Genomic DNA, 14,856 nt, shown 5'->3' with positions numbered 1-14,856 from the left:
CTCACGGCGGGGCGCCGGCCGTCTTGGTGGCGAAGCCCATGTAGGAAACCTTGGTGTCCTTGACCTGTCCGAAGTCGAGCCGGCGGCTCAGCTCCCCGTAGGAGATCTTCCCCCGTTTCGCCCTGGACACGTTGAGGAGGAGCGACACCGGGTTCGCGCGTGGTGCCAGACCAGCGATCTCCTGCACGATCAAGCCCTCGGAGCGTAGTCCGGCCTCCAGCTCTTCGGGCGTGATGAACATGTCCCAGTCATGAATGGTGACGTCGTTGATCCGGGTGGCTCGCCATTCCTGAAGCACCTTGATGGCGAGCAGCCTGCTCGTCCTGGTGCGGTTGACGGTGTCGAAGAGGAAGACGCCCTGGGGCGTCAACGCGCGCGAGATCTCGCCGAGCACCCTCTGGAGGTCGGACACGTGCTCGAGCACGTCGCACGAGTAGACGAGATCGAACTCGCCGTCCGCCACGGGCAGGTCCTCCCCGTGGCCGACCCGGTAGTCGATCTCGAGCCCGTTCTCCGCTGCGTGGCGACGTGCGGTGTCGATGGACACCGCGGAGGGATCGACGCCGACGACCCTCGAGCCGAGTCGCGCGAACTGCTCAGCCAGGAATCCACCGCCGCAGCCGACGTCGAGCACCCGCCGTCCCTGCGGGTCCAGACGCAGCCGCTGCGTCAGCACCGTGCGGAAGTAGGTGAGCCTCGCCGGCGTCATGCTCCCGTGGAGCATGTTGAGCGGGTTGTCCTCGTCCCACCAGCCAGCGCCCTCACGCTCGTACACCTCGTTGTCGATCGGCATCGCCGCACCCTCCCGCCAGGTGGATGCCACCACCGTACGAGTGGCTGAGCCGGGCAACGCGATCTCGGTCCTCGAATACCCATTCGTCGGCATGCGGATTGCTGCTCACTCCCGGGCGATGACCTGGTCACTCCTCGGCGGCCGCATCGAGCACGCGTTGGATCAGGAGGGTGGTCGAGATCTCGCCGCTGCGCGGGACGAACACGAGGTTCCCGGCGGTCACGGCGGCGCTGTAGACCGAGTCTGCTGCCTCGGGTGCCAAGTCGTCGCCATGGACCACCGTGGTGATCCCATGCTCGTCCAGGAAGTCCTCTGTGACTCGATCAGGCGAGTCCGGGATCACCTCGTCGACGTATCTGCACGACTCGATCACCGCGACGCGCTCGGCGAGGGTCATGATCGGGCGTCTCTTGTATGAGGCGGCGGTTTCGTCGGACAGCACTCCGACGATCAGCCAGTCACCGTGACGGCGCGCTTCGCGAAGAAGCGCGACATGGCCGGCGTGGAACAGGTCTCCCACCATGTCGACATAGACCCGCGCCGCCCCGGGGTCCGCAGCCACGTCCGGTCTAGCCATGACAGCGCTCCTGCCTTCTCGTCCGCATGGGACATCGAGTCCACAGTTCTACCCGAGGACGCCCTCGGGTCGTCGGCACGACCGGGGCGCGCGAAGCCCGCAGATCACCCCCCGCGAGCCGGTGACTGCAAGGATGCGGCCATGACCTCTTCCGGCGTGGGGCTGAGCCGTCGCGCCAGTCGATTCCTGGCCTTGGCGTCGGCAGTTGCTCTCGCGTCCGGGTGCAGTGGCACCGCGGCGAATCCGGAGGCCGGGGGGACGCCGCGACCGACGTCGGCTGCTCCTACGACCGCGGCCCCGCAGACGCTGGCCGACCTCCCTCGCGGCTCAGCAGAAGCGCCGTACGCACTCGGCCGGACCCTCTTCCTCGGTGACCGCCAGGTCGAGCTCGAGAGCAAGCCGGTGCGCATCCTCGACTCGCCCCATGCCGTCATCGTGTCCGACGCAAGGTTCTCGCTCCTGCGCGTCGACAAGCGCTCCTTCGCGGTGGAAACGATCACGGACGAGGCGACCGGCCCCCCTGTTCTCGATCCGACTGGGCGTCATCTCGCGTGGCAGCAGGATGGGCAGGGCCACCCCGAGGTCGTGGTCGTCGCTCTGGGTCGGTCGGGAGCCCGGTCGATTGCCCGACGCTCCTTCCCGGCAACGCCGACGTGCTGTGACAACCCGTTCCAGGTCGTGGGCATCACGACGCCCGGTGACCTGTATGCCGCCCTTCCCGGCCAGCGCCGAGCCTGGGTCTGGAACGTCCACCACGGACAAGGCCCCCGAGAGATCCGAGGTCTCCGAGGTGGTTTTCTCGTGGACACCACGGCGACCGAGGTCGTGGTGTCTCGCGGGGCAGCGCCGTTGAGCGTCGGCGATGCCAGCGACGGGTCCTATCGCGAGCGCGTGCGGATCGACGCTTCCGAAGCCGTCAGCCAGGACTGGGTCTTCTCCTGGCTTGACGGGGGCAAGGCTCAGGTCGCAGCCACGGACCCCGGTGGTGAGTCTCCAAGCGAGGTGCATCCCGTCAGGCTGCCCCCGGTGGCCGGCCCGCCCCATGAGCTGCCCAGTCTCCAGTGGCTGGATGCAGATGCGTTCGTGCTCGACGTGACCGACAGGTCGGGCCAACGGGCTCTCGTACGGTGCGAAGCACCCTCGGGCGAGTGCGAAGTCGTGCTCGAGCTGGACCGGCGAGCGCTTGTCCCGGAGTGAACGGCGGCGCAAGAGTCGAGTTCACGCACTCTCGGTGCCGTAGTCGTGGTCGCAGCGCCGATGCTCCACGGGTGAGTCCAAGAACCCCGTCACTGTGCCGGTGTTGATGCCTCTCGGCTAGGTCCGTCGGACGAATCGGTAGTCGCCGTTGGGCATGTGTTGGGTGAGGTAGCGGGTGTCGTGGGCGCGGTGGTGATGGTGACAGCAGAGCAGGGCGGCGTTGTCGAGGTCGGTGGTGCCGCCGTCGGACCACGCGCGGGGGTGGTGGGTCTCGCACCAGGCGGCAGGGACGCTGCAGCCGACGGTCTGGCACTGGTGTTGTTGGATCCGGAGGGCTTTGCGCTGCGCCGCTGAGTGGAGGCGGCGGGAGCGGCCGAGGTCGAGGACTGCTGATCGTCCGCCGAGGACGGCGGGCAGGATCTTGGCCTGGCAGGCGAGGCGCCGGGCCTGCGAGGCGGTGATGGTGTCGCCGGTCTCGAGGGTCGCGACCCCGGCTCGTTCGAGGGCGGCGGTGAGCTGGTCGTGGTCGAGGTGGACGGTCACGGTGGTCGCGGTCCCGCCGTGGGCGGGCAGGACCTGGGCGGGCAGGGCTTCGAGGAGGTCGGTCAGCGCCAGGCCGAGAAGGCGCGGCGTGGGGACGCGTTGTCCGTCGGACTCGGACGCCGTACGGCGCGGTGAGGCGAACGCTTCGAGATAGGTCCGCAACCGCGCGGCTGCGGCGTCACTGATCCTTCCCGAGATGCGGGTGGTGCCGTCGCCCTGGGGTGTCAGGGTCAGTCGGGTGCGTTCGGCGGCAGCGTGTTCTTCGCGTTCGAGGGCTTCGCGTTCGGCTTGTTCGCCGATCTCGGGGGCGATGACGTCGAGGACCTTGCGGGCCAGGCGCCGCAGCGGGGTGGGTGCCCAGTGGTCGGCGAGGTCGATGAGGTGGAGCTCGGCCCGTTCGCGGACCGCGGGGGTGACGGTGTCGGGGAGGTCGTCGAGGGCAGAGGCGATGACCCGGGCCTGGTCGAGGTTGACCCGGCCGGCGCGGACCGCGGCGCCGAGGTGGACGTGGTCGGTGTCGAGGGTTCGGGCGAGCCGGTGAAGGCCGATGCTCGGCCGGTGGTCGTGGCGGGTGGTGGCGGCGAACCAGTCGCCTGCCGAGCGGGCCCCGGCCTCTCGGCCACGTCGGCGGAGGCGGCCAGCACCGAGAGCATCAGTCCCTGGGCGCGGGAGACGACGCCGGAAAGCTGGCTGAGGGCTTCGGCCTTGTCGCTGGTGGAGAGGAACGTCGGGTTGAACGTGGCGGCCTTGTCGAAGCCCTCGGAAATGCTCTCGACGACGTCCAGCAGCGTATGCTCTGGGGCTTTGTCGAGGGTCATTTCCATGGCTTGATTCTAGGCAAATTATGAATACAAGGGAACGCCTGTTCGATTTCTTCACAGGTGCGCATCGTGCGAACGGGATATTCACAGGAAAGTCGGTGAGAGCGGCCCGCAATCCACCAGGGCGCAACGCCCGGCACGCGGCGTCACGCCGCCCTCAGCGGGCACCCGCTCGTGCCTCTTGACCCGCTTCCGGACGGGAGCGATGGTGGCAGTCCACACATCGTCCCCGGGAGTCGAGATGCGCCGCCGTCTGTCCACCATCCTCATGCTCGTCAGCGTGCTGCTGGGTTCGCTGCTCACAGGACCGCCGGCAACGGCGATCATCAACGGCACGCTCGACGGCAACCAGCACCCAGCGGTCGGTGGCCTCGTCTCGCCGACCCAGTATTCCGACGGCACGTGGATCTATTGTTCCGGCACCCTGATCTCGCCGACCGTCTTCCTCACCGCCGCGCACTGCGCCACGGACGGCGAGCGCGTCGCGGTGACCTTCGACAGCGACTACGAGGACGGTGACAAGCTCTACTACGGCACGTTCGAGGCAGACCCGGCCTACCCCGGCACCCAGAGCGACTCCCACGACATCGCCGTCGTCGTGCTCGACAAGTCCGTCAAGGGCGTCAAGCCCGCGCAGCTGCCCGAGGCCGACTCGCTCTCCGACCTGTCCGCGACCCAGCGCTTCACGTCCGTCGGCTATGGCGCCTACGAGGTGACCAACGAGCCAGGCGGGCACCGCTATCTCTATGACGACCGTCGCATGGTCGCCACCGGCGAGCTCAACGCGATCAACAAGACCTGGCTGCGCATCTCGATGAACGCCAGCACGGGCGATGGTGGGACCTGCTACGGCGACTCCGGCGGCCCGAACTTCCTCGGCACGACCGACGTCATCGCGGGCATCACGATCACCGGTGACGCTGTCTGTCGTTCCACCAACGTGGTCTATCGCCTGGACACCGAGTCGGCTCGGGCCTTCCTGGGGCAGTTCGTCTCGCTGCCCTGAGCCTCACTCCTCGTCGGCGACGACGGCATCGAGACGTTCGCGCGCGCCGTCGAGCCAGGCCTGCGCGATCTTGGCCAGCTTCTCGCCACGCTCCCACAGCGCCAGGGACTCCTCGAGACTGGTGCCACCCGCCTCGAGGGTGCGCACCACCTCGATGAGCTCCTCGCGGGCCGCCTCGTAGGACGGGTTGTCGTCACTCATCGCTGTCTCCTCCTGCGGGTGGGTCTGCCTGGGTGCTGGTCGCGGTGGCGGCGATGCGTCCGTCCACGACCCGGATGCTGAGCTCCTGCTTGGCTGCGATCGAGCCGACGCTGGTGACGACGTGCCCCTCGGCGTCCTGGACGACGGCATAGCCGCGTCGCAGGGTCGCCAGCGGCGACAGCGACTGCGCCCGAGCGCGTTGGTGGCCGATGTCGTCGGCGGCCCGGTCGAGACGGTGGGAGAGGTGGCGTCGTGCCCGGTCGCGCAGCTCGCTCACCTCGACCGAGCGCTGGTCGAGGATCGTGCGCGGGTCGCGCATGACCGGCCGGGCGCGTATGTCGAGGAGCCGGTCCTGCTCGCGGGAGATGAGCTGGTCGACGAGCTGGCGCAGCCGGTCGCGGGCCCAGACCACGCCGCGGACCTCCTCGGCCATGTCGGGCACGATCAGCTTGGCGGCGTCGGTCGGCGTGGAGGCCCGCACGTCGGCCACGAGGTCGAGCAACGGTGAGTCGGGTTCGTGTCCGATGGCCGACACGACCGGGGTCCGGGCGCGATGGACCGCCCGGATCAGCGCTTCGTCGGAGAAGGGCAGCAGGTCCTCGACAGCGCCTCCGCCGCGCGCGATCACGATCACGTCGATGCCCGGGTCCTTGTCGAGCCGGGCGAGCGCGTCCATCACCTCGGCCGCGCAGCGCACTCCCTGCATGGCGGCGTGGGCGACCTCGAACTCGACCGCCGGCCAGCGCCGCCGCGCGTTGTCGAGGACGTCGCGCTCGGCCGCGCTGTTGGGGCGGTGATCAGACCGATGCGCGCGGGCAGGAAGGGCAGGTCGCGCTTGAGCTCGGGCGCGAACAGGCCTTCGGCTGCCAGGAGCTGTCGGCGACGCTCCAGCTGGGCGAGCAGCTCGCCGATGCCCACCATCCTGATCTCACGGGCCTGCAGGGAGAAGGTGCCGCGGTTGGGGTAGAACGACGGGCGGGCGTGGACCACCACGCTGGCGCCCTCGACGAGCGGAGGGTTGAGCGAGTCGAACAGGGTGCGCTGGCAGGTCAGGGGGATCGAGATGTCGGCGACCGTGTCGCGCAGGGTCATGAAGACGGTGTTGATGCCGGGGCGTCGGCTGACCTGGGCCAGCTGACCCTCCACCCAGACCGCGCCGAGACGGTCGATCCACTGGGTGACCGCATTGGCGACGGCACGCACCGGTGCTGGGGACTCGGGGGTCGCGTCGCGCAGGGTGGGCACGCAGGCGAGCGTAGGCGAGAGGTCCGACAGCGGTCGCCGATCGTCCCCTCAGCCGCGCCACAACTAGACTCGGGCTCATGACCACCGACCTCGGCCTCCCTCCCGTCCTCGACCCCGAGTCGGCTCGTGAGGTGCTGCTCGCAGCGCCCCGCGGCTACTGCGCCGGCGTCGACCGGGCGGTCATCACGGTCGAGAAGGCGCTGGACCTCTATGGCGCCCCCGTCTATGTCCGCAAGCAGATCGTCCACAACAAGCACGTCGTGGCCAACCTGGAGTCGCGGGGTGCGATCTTCGTCGAGGAGCTGCACGAGGTGCCCCAGGGACAGACGGTCGTCTTCTCTGCCCACGGCGTCTCACCCGCGGTGCACGCGGAGGCGTCCGAGCGGGGCCTGAAGACCATCGACGCGACCTGCCCGCTGGTGACCAAGGTGCACCACGAGGCCAAGCGCTTCGCCAGCGACGACTACGACATCTTGCTGATCGGGCACGAGGGACACGAAGAGGTCGAGGGAACCGCTGGTGAGGCCCCCGACCACATCCAGCTCGTGCAGAGCCCCGACGACGTCGCCAACATCGTGGTGCGTGACCCGGCGAAGGTGGCCTGGCTCTCGCAGACCACCCTGTCGGTCGACGAGACGCTCGAGACGGTCGCCGCGATCCGCGAGCGCTTCCCCCTCCTGCTCGACCCGCCCAGCGACGACATCTGCTACGCCACCCAGAACCGCCAGCTGGCCGTCAAGGAGATCTCGCCCCAGGCCGACCTGGTGATCGTGGTCGGCTCGCGCAACTCCTCCAACTCAGTGCGACTGGTCGAGGTGGCGCTCGAGGCGGGGGCCAAGGCGTCCTACCTCGTCGACGACCACACCGAGATCGACGAGGCGTGGCTCGATGGCGTCTCCAACGTGTCGGTGACCTCCGGAGCCTCCGTCCCCGAAGACCTGGTCGAGGGCGTGCTCGCCTTCTTGGCCGAGCGTGGCTATCCCGCCGCCCGCGCGGTCCACTCCGCGGAGGAGTCGCTGATCTTCGCGTTGCCGCCCGAGCTGCGCCGCGACATGCGTCTGGCCAAGCAGGGCTGAGTCAACCGTGGCGCGCTATCTCGACATCCATCCCGACAACCCGCAGCCGCGCCTGGTCACCCAGGTCGTCCAGGCGCTCCGCGACGACGCGCTGATCGCCTATCCGACCGACTCGGGCTATGCCCTCGGCGCCCAGCTGGGCAACCGCGACGGCCGCGATCGGATCCTGTCCATCAGAGGCCTCGACGACCGCCACCACTTCACCTTGATGTGTCGCGACTTCTCCCAGCTGGGTCAGTTCGTGCACGTCGACAACTCGGCGTTCCGGGCGATCAAGTCGGCGACGCCGGGTCCCTACACCTTCATCCTTCCTGCGACCGGTGAGGTGCCGAAGCGGTTGATGCACCCGAAGAAGCGCACGGTGGGGGTCCGCATCCCCGACCACACCCTGGTCTCCGCGATCCTCGAGGAGCTCGGCGAGCCCATCCTCACCAGCACGTTGATCCTGCCGGGGGAGACGGAGGCCCGGACCATGGGCTGGGAGATCAAGGAAGAGCTCGACCACGTCGTCGACGTCGTGATCGAGGGCGAGACGACAGCCGAGCCGACGACCGTCATCGACTGGTCGGGCTCGGAGCCGGAGGTCGTACGCCGCGGTGCCGGTGACGCCGGACGCTTCGAGGCCTGAGGCGTGCTCAGTCCGCCTGCCGGAGACTGCGCTGCCGCAGGGCGAGCGTGCCCAGACAGGTGGCATAGCCGGCCACCAGCGCCCCGCTGTGATGGGCGAGGCCGGAGATGACGGCCTGGACCATGGCGTCGTCGGGACGCGCAACGGTGCCGGGCGCGACCGCCGCCAGCAGGATGAACACCGCCAGCATCATCAGGGGCGGCAGGACCCCGACGGTGAAGAAGTCGTGTGGCTTGACGATGAGCGCCAGGCCGAGGCACAGGACGATGAAGCACAGGTCGAAGAAGAAGCTCAGCTCGCCGACGAGGAGCACGTCGATCGCCACGATCGTGAGCACCAGCGCGATCCCGAGCGCGACAGCCTGGCGGCCGGGCTCGACCCCCTCGCTCCACACGGAACCGGTCTGACTCACGTCCATCAACCTAGGGCGGGGGTGCGGCTGCTCCTCGGCGGCGCGCCGGGTGCCGAGCCCGTCAGGCGCCACGGATGCTCCGGGCCGAGCCGTGCGGGGGCAGGCCCCCGGAGTCGTCGAGCAGCGCCTCCTCGACAGCGCCGGGGACCGCGAGCTCCTCGAGCGCAGCGAACTCCGGCGCGCTGAGGCTCCGTGGGCCCTCCTCGACCTGGCGCGGGGTCGTCAGGTCGTCGGTGGTGACACCCAGCTCGTTGAACCTGCGTGCCGTCACCAGCACCCGTCCCTCGATGGAGCCGACGGCTGCGTTGTAGGCGGTGACTGCCGCCCCGAGCGAGCGACCGACCCTGTCCAGGTGGCCGCCCATCGAGGCGAGCCGCTGGTGCAGCTCGGTGCCGAGCCGACGGACCTCGGCGGCCTGAGCGGCGAGCGTCTCGTGGGACCAGCCGTGGGCAACGGTGCGCAGCAGCGCGATCAGCGTGGTGGGGGTGGCCAGGATGACGTTCTTGGCGGCGGCGTAGTCGAGCAGGTCGGTCTGTGTGTCCAGGGCTGCCGAGAGGAATGCCTCGGCCGGCACGAACATCACCACGAACTCGGGCGTTTCCTCGAGCGAGCGCCAATAAGCCTTGCCGCTGAGCTGATCGACGTGGGTGCGCAGCTGGCGCACGTGTCGCTGCAGGTGGGCTTCGCGCTCGTCGTCGTCCTCGCTCGCGGCTGCATCCAGGAATGCGTCGAGGGGCACCTTCGCGTCGACCACCACCGACTTGCCGCCGGCGAGGTGCACGACCACGTCGGGCCGCAGCACCCCGTCTGCCAGCTGCACCTGCTCGGTGAAGTCGCACCGCGAGACCAGCCCCGCGAGCTCGACCGCCCGACGCAGGTGGAGCTCGCCCCACTGTCCCCGGACCTGCGGCTTGCGCAGCGCCGAGGTCAGCGAGGACGTCTCGCGCCGCAGGGACTCAGTCGTCAAGCGCATGTCGCTCACCTGTTGGCTGAACTGTCCCTGCCATGACGAGCGTGCGTGCTCGAGATCCCTCAGCTGGTCCTGGAGCCGTTCCAGGCCCTCCCGCACGACCGCCTGCTCCTGTCCGCGTTCGGTCAACGCGGCCAGCACGCCCTCGTCGCGCGGACGCGAGCGTGACACGAACCAGCCCAGCCCGAAGCCGAGCAGCACACCGACCGCGAGCATCAACAGGATCGTCAGGATCTCCATGTCGTCGATGGTGCCCGCGACCACCGACAACGGCCGGGAGCCCACGCCCCCGGGCGTCGCTCAGACCAGGTCGACGACCACCGGGGCGTGGTCGGACGGCGCGCCGGCGAAGGCGGCCGGGTCGCGCTCCTCGCGGTCGATGAAGGCGCTGCTCACGCGCCCGGCCAGGGCGGGGGAGGCCACGACGAAGTCGATCTTGAGGCCGCGGTCGCGCTCGAACCGCTGGCGGTAGTAGTCCCAGTAGGTGTAGCCGGGCGCATGCTCGCGCGTCACCTCGACGAAGCCGTCGTCGAGGAAGCCCTGGAACGCCGCACGCTCCGGCGGTGTCACGTGCGTCGACTTCCGGAACTGCGCAGGGTCGAAGACGTCGTCGTCGGTCGGACAGACGTTCCAGTCGCCCACCAGCGCGGTCTCGGTGTCCAGCCAGTCGCCCGCGGCCTCCCGGAGCCGAGCCAGCCAGTCGAGCTTGTAGGCGTAGTGCGGGTCGTCGGGCTTGCGCCCGTTGGGGACGTAGAGGGACCAGATGCGCACGCCACCGCACGTGGCGCCGATGGCCCGCGACTCGGCGGCCAGCGGATCGCCATACGCAGGCATGCCGGGGAAGCCGACAGTGACGTCCTCCAGGCCGACGCGGGAGATCAGGGCGACCCCGTTCCACTGGTTGAGCCCGGCGACGGCGACCTCGTAGCCGCGGGCCTGGAGGCCCATCAGCGGCAGCTGGTCCTCGCGGGCCTTGGTCTCCTGGAGGGCCAGGACGTCGACGTCGTGGCGGTCGAGGAACGCCTCGACCCGGTCGATGCGGGAGCGGAGGGAGTTGACGTTCCAGGTCGCGATGCGCACCCACCCACTTTAGGAGGGGGCAGGGAGAAGGTTTTTGTGCGGTCCTTGCCACGGACGCCGCGGTGGGGGAGGTTCAGCGCACGCACTGTTCTCGGGAAGCGCTGCGTAATCCGAAGTGAACCCCGGGAGCGGTGTGCCCTCACCCACCCACATGGAGGTTTCACATGCGAACTCGACTCGGGTCGATCGCTCTCTCGTCCGTCGCCGTGATGGCAGCTGCCGCGCTGGCAGCCCCGTCCGGAGCGACGGACTCCGGCGCCGCGGCGCCGACCTATCAGGAGTTCAAGGCGTCCACGCTTCAGGACACCGACAACCAGTACATCGTCAACGGTGACGAGCCCGTCGGCTCCAACGCCGACCTGCGCGGCTTCTATGACCGGATGGTCGGCGAATCGGGCCACGAGGACGGCCTGGTCGTCAACACCGTCGGTGGCGTCGACGACCGGTGGTCAGCGACCCAGGCGATGAACCTGACCTACTGCGTGAGCAACAAGTTCGGGACGCAGAAGGCCAACGTCGTGACCGCCATGAACGCCGGCGTCGACATGTGGGAGAGCGCCAGCTCGAAGGTCAACTACACGCACGTGACCTCCCAGGACGGCAGCTGCACCACTCGCAACAACCAGGTGCTGTTCTCGGTCGAGCCGACGAACACCACGCAATACATCGCGCGCGCGTTCTTCCCCAGCACGTCCAAGCGCAGCCGCAACGTCCTCGTCAACGCCAGCTCACTGATGAGCTCTGGTTCCTGGACGCCCGGCAACATCATGGGCCACGAGCTCGGACACACGTTGGGCTTCCGGCACGAGCACACCCGACCTGAGGCCGGCACGTGCTTCGAGGACAACAACTGGCGTCCGCTGACTCCCTATGACGCGGCGTCGATCATGCACTACCCGCAGTGCAACGGCAGCTCGGAGGACCTGTCGATGACCGACACCGACCGGGCGGGAGTGCGCAGCCTGTACGGCGCCTGACAGCCATCGCCATGACGCCCCTCCGGTCACCTGACCGGAGGGGCGCTTGCATCCGCTCGTCCGGGCGTGGGTGCGAGGAAGGCGGTGAGGAGCTGCGGCGTCGATCGGTCAGCGACCTGGATCGCGGTCGTCAGCGGGATGTCCCGGGCGACCACCCGCTCGGACCCGGCGGCCGTGGTGGCAGTGAGCGTCACCAGCCCCGCGCGGCGCTGGAACCACGACGCACTCACCACCCAGCCGATGATGCCGTCGTTCTCCAGGACGGTGCGCACGCGGGTCAGCTCGCCGCTGCCCACCACGAGGTGCTCCGAGGTCGTGGCATGCCCCAGGTTGCGGTATGCCGACTCCGCCACCACGACGGCAAGCAGTGCCGACACGGCCAGGACTGCCAGCGGAACCCACCAGGCCACGTCGACCCAGATCATCGCGACCAGCACCAGGACGGGAGGAACGAGGGCGTTGTCGAGGTGGCGCAGCCATGCGCGGCGCCTGGCTCGCGGTCCGTGGCTGACCAGCGGGACCGTCATGGGCTCGGGGTGCTCGAGCACGTCGGCGCCCACGCGGCGGGCGACCTCGTCGGGGCACGGAGGCAGGATCGCCGTCACGCCCCCTGAGCCCACCCCGGTGGCCAGGGCGGCCAGCTCGGCCCCTCCGACCAGCCGCAGCAGCACCGGCTCGGTGAGCCGGACCCCCCGCACCCGCTGCTCCTCCACAGTGATCGAGCGGGTCGTCAGCAGGCCGGCCGTCAGGTGGAGCGAGCCCGCGTCGCGGGTCAGTCGCATGTTCCACCACTGGACGACATAGCCAGTCACGGCGACGGTGACCCAGCTGGTCAGTCCCGCGACGAAGAGGCCGGCGATCACGAGGGGGAGGGCGAACTGCAGCACCCAGGCCCAGGCCGACCCCGCCACCGCCGCGATCGGCAGCTCATCGCCGACCTGGCCCAGGACACCGGCGACCGCGGCGAGCAGGACGAGCCTGGCCAGGCTGAAGGGCGCGAACCGGATCCAGGACCAATCGATCTCGGCCAGCACCTCGGCTGGTCGCGTCGGCGCCTGGAGCTCGGGCGCCACCTCGGCCCGGTCGTCGGAGGCGGTTGCGGTGCTCGGGTCGCCCATCGGCGTACGACGAGAGAGCAGGCTCGACCGCAGGGCCGACGCCACCTCGCGGGAGACGGCGTCGAGGCTGATGCGGTCGTCGTCGACACCGGTGCCGATCTGGACCTTGGAGACGCCGACGACGCGGTGGAGGAGCGATGCCTCGAGGTCGACGCTGCGGATCCGCTCGAGGGGCGCCGTCTTGGTCCTCTTGTTCAACAACCCCTGCCGGAGCTGGAGCTGGGTGTCGGTGGTCCGGTAGAAGGTCGTGAGCCATGGGATCGCACCGAGCACCAGCGTGCCGATCACGACGATCGGCACCGCCCACCACGGCATGCCACGATCCCCCTGGCTGATCCCGACGAAGGCGACGACGGCGGGGAAGGCGAACTGTCCGACGACCTTGACCGGGTTGATCAGCAGCATCCGCGGGGACAGGCGCCGCCAGGGGTCGGTGGCTGGAGCCGCGGGGTCGGCGGCTGGAGCCGCCGGGTCGGCGGACGGGCCGGTCGCGCCGGGTTCGCTCACGTGGCGTCGCCCTCGGAGGCGCCGGTGATCTCGGTGAGCTCCTGCACGAGCCGGCGGGCGTCCTCGTGATCGAGGCAGTCGATGGTGATCGGACCGGCGGCGGAGGCGGTCGTGACGGTCAGCGAGGCCAGCCCGAACACGCGCATCAGCACGCCCTGGGTCGAGTCCACCGTCTGCACGCGGCTCAGGGGCGCCACCCGGTTCTCGATGGTCAGCCAGCCGGCGCGGGTGTGGATCGCCGTGGGCGTCACCTCCCAGCGGTGGATCCGGAACCGCAGCGTCGGCATGACCAGGACGTGGGCCAAGGGGGCGAGGAGAGCCACCGCGAGGAGCAGGGTCGACCACCAAGGACGTTGAGGCACGAGGGCATAGGTCGTGAGGGCGGCGATCCACACGACCGAGGCGGTGATCAGCGCCGTGACCCGCCAATAGGGAACTGCGCGCGGCGAGACCTGGTGCGCCGGCTCGCGCAGGGCGACGGGGATGTCGACGTGCGTGTCGGGGGACGGCTGGGACGCTGCCGGGATCATGGTCGGAGCCTTTCACGATGCTGGCTGTCGACGTTTCGCCCGAGGGTCCGGCCCGGCCGTAGACTCCCCGCCCGTGGCCCTCACCATCGGCATCGTCGGTCTCCCCAACGCGGGCAAGTCGACCCTCTTCAACGCCCTGACCAAGAACGACGTGCTGGCGGCGAACTATCCGTTCGCCACGATCGAGCCCAACGTCGGGGTGGTGGGGGTGCCCGACGAGCGCCTGCCCCAGCTCGCCGAGGTGTTCGGCTCGGCCAAGATCCTCCCCGCGACGGTGGAGTTCGTCGACATCGCCGGCATCGTGGCGGGCGCCTCGCAGGGTGAGGGCCTGGGCAACAAGTTCCTCTCCCACATCCGCGAGTCCTCGGCGATCTGCCAGGTGACCCGCGTCTTCCGCGACGAGGACGTGACCCACGTCGACGGCGAGGTCAACCCCGCCTCCGACATCGGCACCATCCAGACCGAGCTGATCCTGGCCGACATCCAGACGGTGGAGAAGTCGATCCCACGGCTGGAGAAGGAGGTGCGCGGCGACAAGTCGAAGGCGGCGGTCCTCGATGCTGCGCGTATGGCGCTGTCAGCCCTGGAGGGCGGCACGCCGATCATCGACACCACCATCGACCGTGAGCTGCTGCGCGAGCTGTCGCTGCTCACCGCCAAGCCGTTCATCTACGTCTTCAACTGCGACGCCGACGAGCTCTCCGACGTCGCCCTGCTGGACAAGATGCGGGCGATCATCGCGCCCGCCGAGGCGATCTTCCTCGACGCGAAGTTCGAGTCCGAGCTCGTCGAGCTCGACTCGGACGAGGAGGCTCACGAGATGCTCGCCGAGATGGGCATCACCGAGTCGGGGCTCGACCAGCTCGCCCGCGTCGGCTTCGACACCCTGGGGCTGCAGACCTATCTCACCGCCGGCCCCAAGGAGACGCGGGCCTGGACGATCAAGAAGGGCGCTACCGCGCCCGAGGCCGCCGGGGTCATCCACACCGACTTCCAGAAGGGCTTCATCAAGGCCGAGATCGTCTCCTTCGACGACCTGATGTCGGCCGGCTCCATGCAGAAGGCCAAGGAGGCCGGCAAGGTGCGCATGGAGGGCAAGGACTACGTGATGGCCGACGGCGACGTGGTGGAGTTCCGCTTCAACGTGTGAGTCGATCTCGACCGCTAGGTTCGTC

16 protein-coding genes and 1 pseudogene are annotated in these 14,856 nt (G+C 69.4%); 6 read left to right on the top strand and 11 right to left on the bottom strand.

Translation table 11 applies throughout. The features are described from left to right. Position 1: 1 nt before the first annotated feature. Together ubiG and G7071_RS00755 are read right to left on the bottom strand one after the other, a co-directional pair. Positions 2-793 (bottom strand): bifunctional 2-polyprenyl-6-hydroxyphenol methylase/3-demethylubiquinol 3-O-methyltransferase UbiG, encoded by a 792-nt coding sequence (ubiG, locus tag G7071_RS00760; RefSeq protein ID WP_166313776.1) that lies wholly within the window; start codon positions 791-793, stop codon positions 2-4. Positions 794-920: 127 nt separating this feature from the next. Then, positions 921-1,370, bottom strand: coding sequence for an FAD synthase family protein (locus G7071_RS00755; protein ID WP_166313774.1), 450 nt, complete (start codon positions 1,368-1,370; stop codon positions 921-923). 141 nt (positions 1,371-1,511) lie between these two features. Between G7071_RS00755 and G7071_RS00750 the strand changes: the two genes are divergently transcribed. Continuing rightward, positions 1,512-2,567, top strand: a complete 1,056-nt coding sequence (locus G7071_RS00750; protein WP_166313772.1) for a hypothetical protein — start codon at positions 1,512-1,514, stop codon at positions 2,565-2,567. A gap of 117 nt (positions 2,568-2,684) precedes the next feature. On the opposite strand, the gene G7071_RS00745 is transcribed toward G7071_RS00750, so the two are convergent. After that, positions 2,685-3,989: an HNH endonuclease signature motif containing protein gene (locus G7071_RS00745; protein WP_166313770.1), complete on the bottom strand. Its 1,305-nt coding sequence runs from the start codon at positions 3,987-3,989 to the stop codon at positions 2,685-2,687. A gap of 183 nt (positions 3,990-4,172) precedes the next feature. Between G7071_RS00745 and G7071_RS00740 the strand changes: the two genes are divergently transcribed. Beyond that, a complete protein-coding gene (locus tag G7071_RS00740) occupies positions 4,173-4,937 on the top strand; it encodes a trypsin-like serine protease (protein ID WP_206062862.1) in 765 nt (254 codons plus the stop codon). 3 nt (positions 4,938-4,940) lie between these two features. On the opposite strand, the gene G7071_RS00735 is transcribed toward G7071_RS00740, so the two are convergent. The 3 genes and pseudogenes from G7071_RS00735 to G7071_RS19760 all read right to left on the bottom strand — a co-directional run bounded on the left by G7071_RS00735 (position 4,941) and on the right by G7071_RS19760 (position 6,284). Beyond that, positions 4,941-5,138, bottom strand: coding sequence for an exodeoxyribonuclease VII small subunit (locus tag G7071_RS00735; protein ID WP_166313768.1), 198 nt, complete (start codon positions 5,136-5,138; stop codon positions 4,941-4,943). Beyond that, a pseudogene (gene xseA, locus G7071_RS19765) lies at positions 5,131-5,868 on the bottom strand (exodeoxyribonuclease VII large subunit); the annotation flags it as partial. The gene G7071_RS00735 and the pseudogene xseA, both read right to left, overlap by 8 nt. Then, the gene (locus tag G7071_RS19760) at positions 5,814-6,284 is read right to left on the bottom strand and encodes an exodeoxyribonuclease VII large subunit (RefSeq protein ID WP_343043559.1); all 471 of its coding nucleotides are present in this window, start codon (positions 6,282-6,284) and stop codon (positions 5,814-5,816) included. The gene G7071_RS19760 and the pseudogene xseA, both read right to left, overlap by 55 nt. Before the next feature lie 176 nt (positions 6,285-6,460). Between G7071_RS19760 and G7071_RS00725 the strand changes: the two genes are divergently transcribed. Both G7071_RS00725 and G7071_RS00720 read left to right on the top strand, forming a co-directional pair. Continuing rightward, positions 6,461-7,459, top strand: a complete 999-nt coding sequence (locus G7071_RS00725; RefSeq protein ID WP_166313766.1) for a 4-hydroxy-3-methylbut-2-enyl diphosphate reductase — start codon at positions 6,461-6,463, stop codon at positions 7,457-7,459. Positions 7,460-7,466: 7 nt separating this feature from the next. Then, positions 7,467-8,087 (top strand): L-threonylcarbamoyladenylate synthase, encoded by a 621-nt coding sequence (locus G7071_RS00720; RefSeq protein WP_166313764.1) that lies wholly within the window; start codon positions 7,467-7,469, stop codon positions 8,085-8,087. A 7-nt stretch (positions 8,088-8,094) separates the two neighbouring features. On the opposite strand, the gene G7071_RS00715 is transcribed toward G7071_RS00720, so the two are convergent. The 3 genes from G7071_RS00715 to G7071_RS00705 all read right to left on the bottom strand — a co-directional run bounded on the left by G7071_RS00715 (position 8,095) and on the right by G7071_RS00705 (position 10,549). Continuing rightward, positions 8,095-8,499: a DUF6542 domain-containing protein gene (locus G7071_RS00715; protein ID WP_166313762.1), complete on the bottom strand. Its 405-nt coding sequence runs from the start codon at positions 8,497-8,499 to the stop codon at positions 8,095-8,097. A 61-nt stretch (positions 8,500-8,560) separates the two neighbouring features. Beyond that, a complete protein-coding gene (locus tag G7071_RS00710; RefSeq protein WP_166313760.1) occupies positions 8,561-9,709 on the bottom strand; it encodes a DNA recombination protein RmuC in 1,149 nt (382 codons plus the stop codon). A gap of 60 nt (positions 9,710-9,769) precedes the next feature. Beyond that, positions 9,770-10,549: an exodeoxyribonuclease III gene (locus G7071_RS00705; RefSeq protein ID WP_166313758.1), complete on the bottom strand. Its 780-nt coding sequence runs from the start codon at positions 10,547-10,549 to the stop codon at positions 9,770-9,772. 164 nt (positions 10,550-10,713) lie between these two features. Here G7071_RS00705 and G7071_RS00700 point away from each other — a divergent pair, with 164 nt between their 5' ends. Then, positions 10,714-11,526 carry a M57 family metalloprotease gene (locus G7071_RS00700; RefSeq protein WP_166313756.1) on the top strand — a complete coding sequence of 271 codons (813 nt, stop codon included), beginning with the start codon at positions 10,714-10,716 and terminating at the stop codon, positions 11,524-11,526. Positions 11,527-11,552: 26 nt separating this feature from the next. Here G7071_RS00700 and G7071_RS00695 read toward each other — a convergent pair whose 3' ends face one another. Together G7071_RS00695 and G7071_RS00690 are read right to left on the bottom strand one after the other, a co-directional pair. Then, positions 11,553-13,151, bottom strand: coding sequence for a PH domain-containing protein (locus tag G7071_RS00695; protein ID WP_166313754.1), 1,599 nt, complete (start codon positions 13,149-13,151; stop codon positions 11,553-11,555). Continuing rightward, positions 13,148-13,681: a PH domain-containing protein gene (locus G7071_RS00690; protein WP_166313752.1), complete on the bottom strand. Its 534-nt coding sequence runs from the start codon at positions 13,679-13,681 to the stop codon at positions 13,148-13,150. Before G7071_RS00690 ends, G7071_RS00695 begins: the two co-directional genes overlap by 4 nt. Before the next feature lie 73 nt (positions 13,682-13,754). On the opposite strand from G7071_RS00690, the gene ychF reads away from it, so the two are divergent. Beyond that, positions 13,755-14,831 (top strand): redox-regulated ATPase YchF, encoded by a 1,077-nt coding sequence (ychF, locus tag G7071_RS00685; protein ID WP_166313750.1) that lies wholly within the window; start codon positions 13,755-13,757, stop codon positions 14,829-14,831. The last annotated feature ends 25 nt before the right edge of the window (positions 14,832-14,856 follow it).

This window comes from Nocardioides piscis (assembly GCF_011300215.1).
GTDB lineage: Bacteria > Actinomycetota > Actinomycetes > Propionibacteriales > Nocardioidaceae > Nocardioides > Nocardioides piscis.
This window is presented reverse-complemented; position numbering and strand designations above follow the sequence as displayed.

Coding starts and splice junctions, on each gene's coding strand:
- ubiG (WP_166313776.1), bottom strand. CDS start 793: ATGCCGATCGACAACGAGGTGTACGAGCGTGAGGGCGCTGGCTGGTGG.
- G7071_RS00755 (WP_166313774.1), bottom strand. CDS start 1,370: ATGGCTAGACCGGACGTGGCTGCGGACCCCGGGGCGGCGCGGGTCTAT.
- G7071_RS00750 (WP_166313772.1), top strand. CDS start 1,512: ATGACCTCTTCCGGCGTGGGGCTGAGCCGTCGCGCCAGTCGATTCCTG.
- G7071_RS00740 (WP_206062862.1), top strand. CDS start 4,173: ATGCGCCGCCGTCTGTCCACCATCCTCATGCTCGTCAGCGTGCTGCTG.
- G7071_RS00735 (WP_166313768.1), bottom strand. CDS start 5,138: ATGAGTGACGACAACCCGTCCTACGAGGCGGCCCGCGAGGAGCTCATC.
- G7071_RS00725 (WP_166313766.1), top strand. CDS start 6,461: ATGACCACCGACCTCGGCCTCCCTCCCGTCCTCGACCCCGAGTCGGCT.
- G7071_RS00710 (WP_166313760.1), bottom strand. CDS start 9,709: ATGGAGATCCTGACGATCCTGTTGATGCTCGCGGTCGGTGTGCTGCTC.
- G7071_RS00700 (WP_166313756.1), top strand. CDS start 10,714: ATGCGAACTCGACTCGGGTCGATCGCTCTCTCGTCCGTCGCCGTGATG.
- G7071_RS00690 (WP_166313752.1), bottom strand. CDS start 13,681: ATGATCCCGGCAGCGTCCCAGCCGTCCCCCGACACGCACGTCGACATC.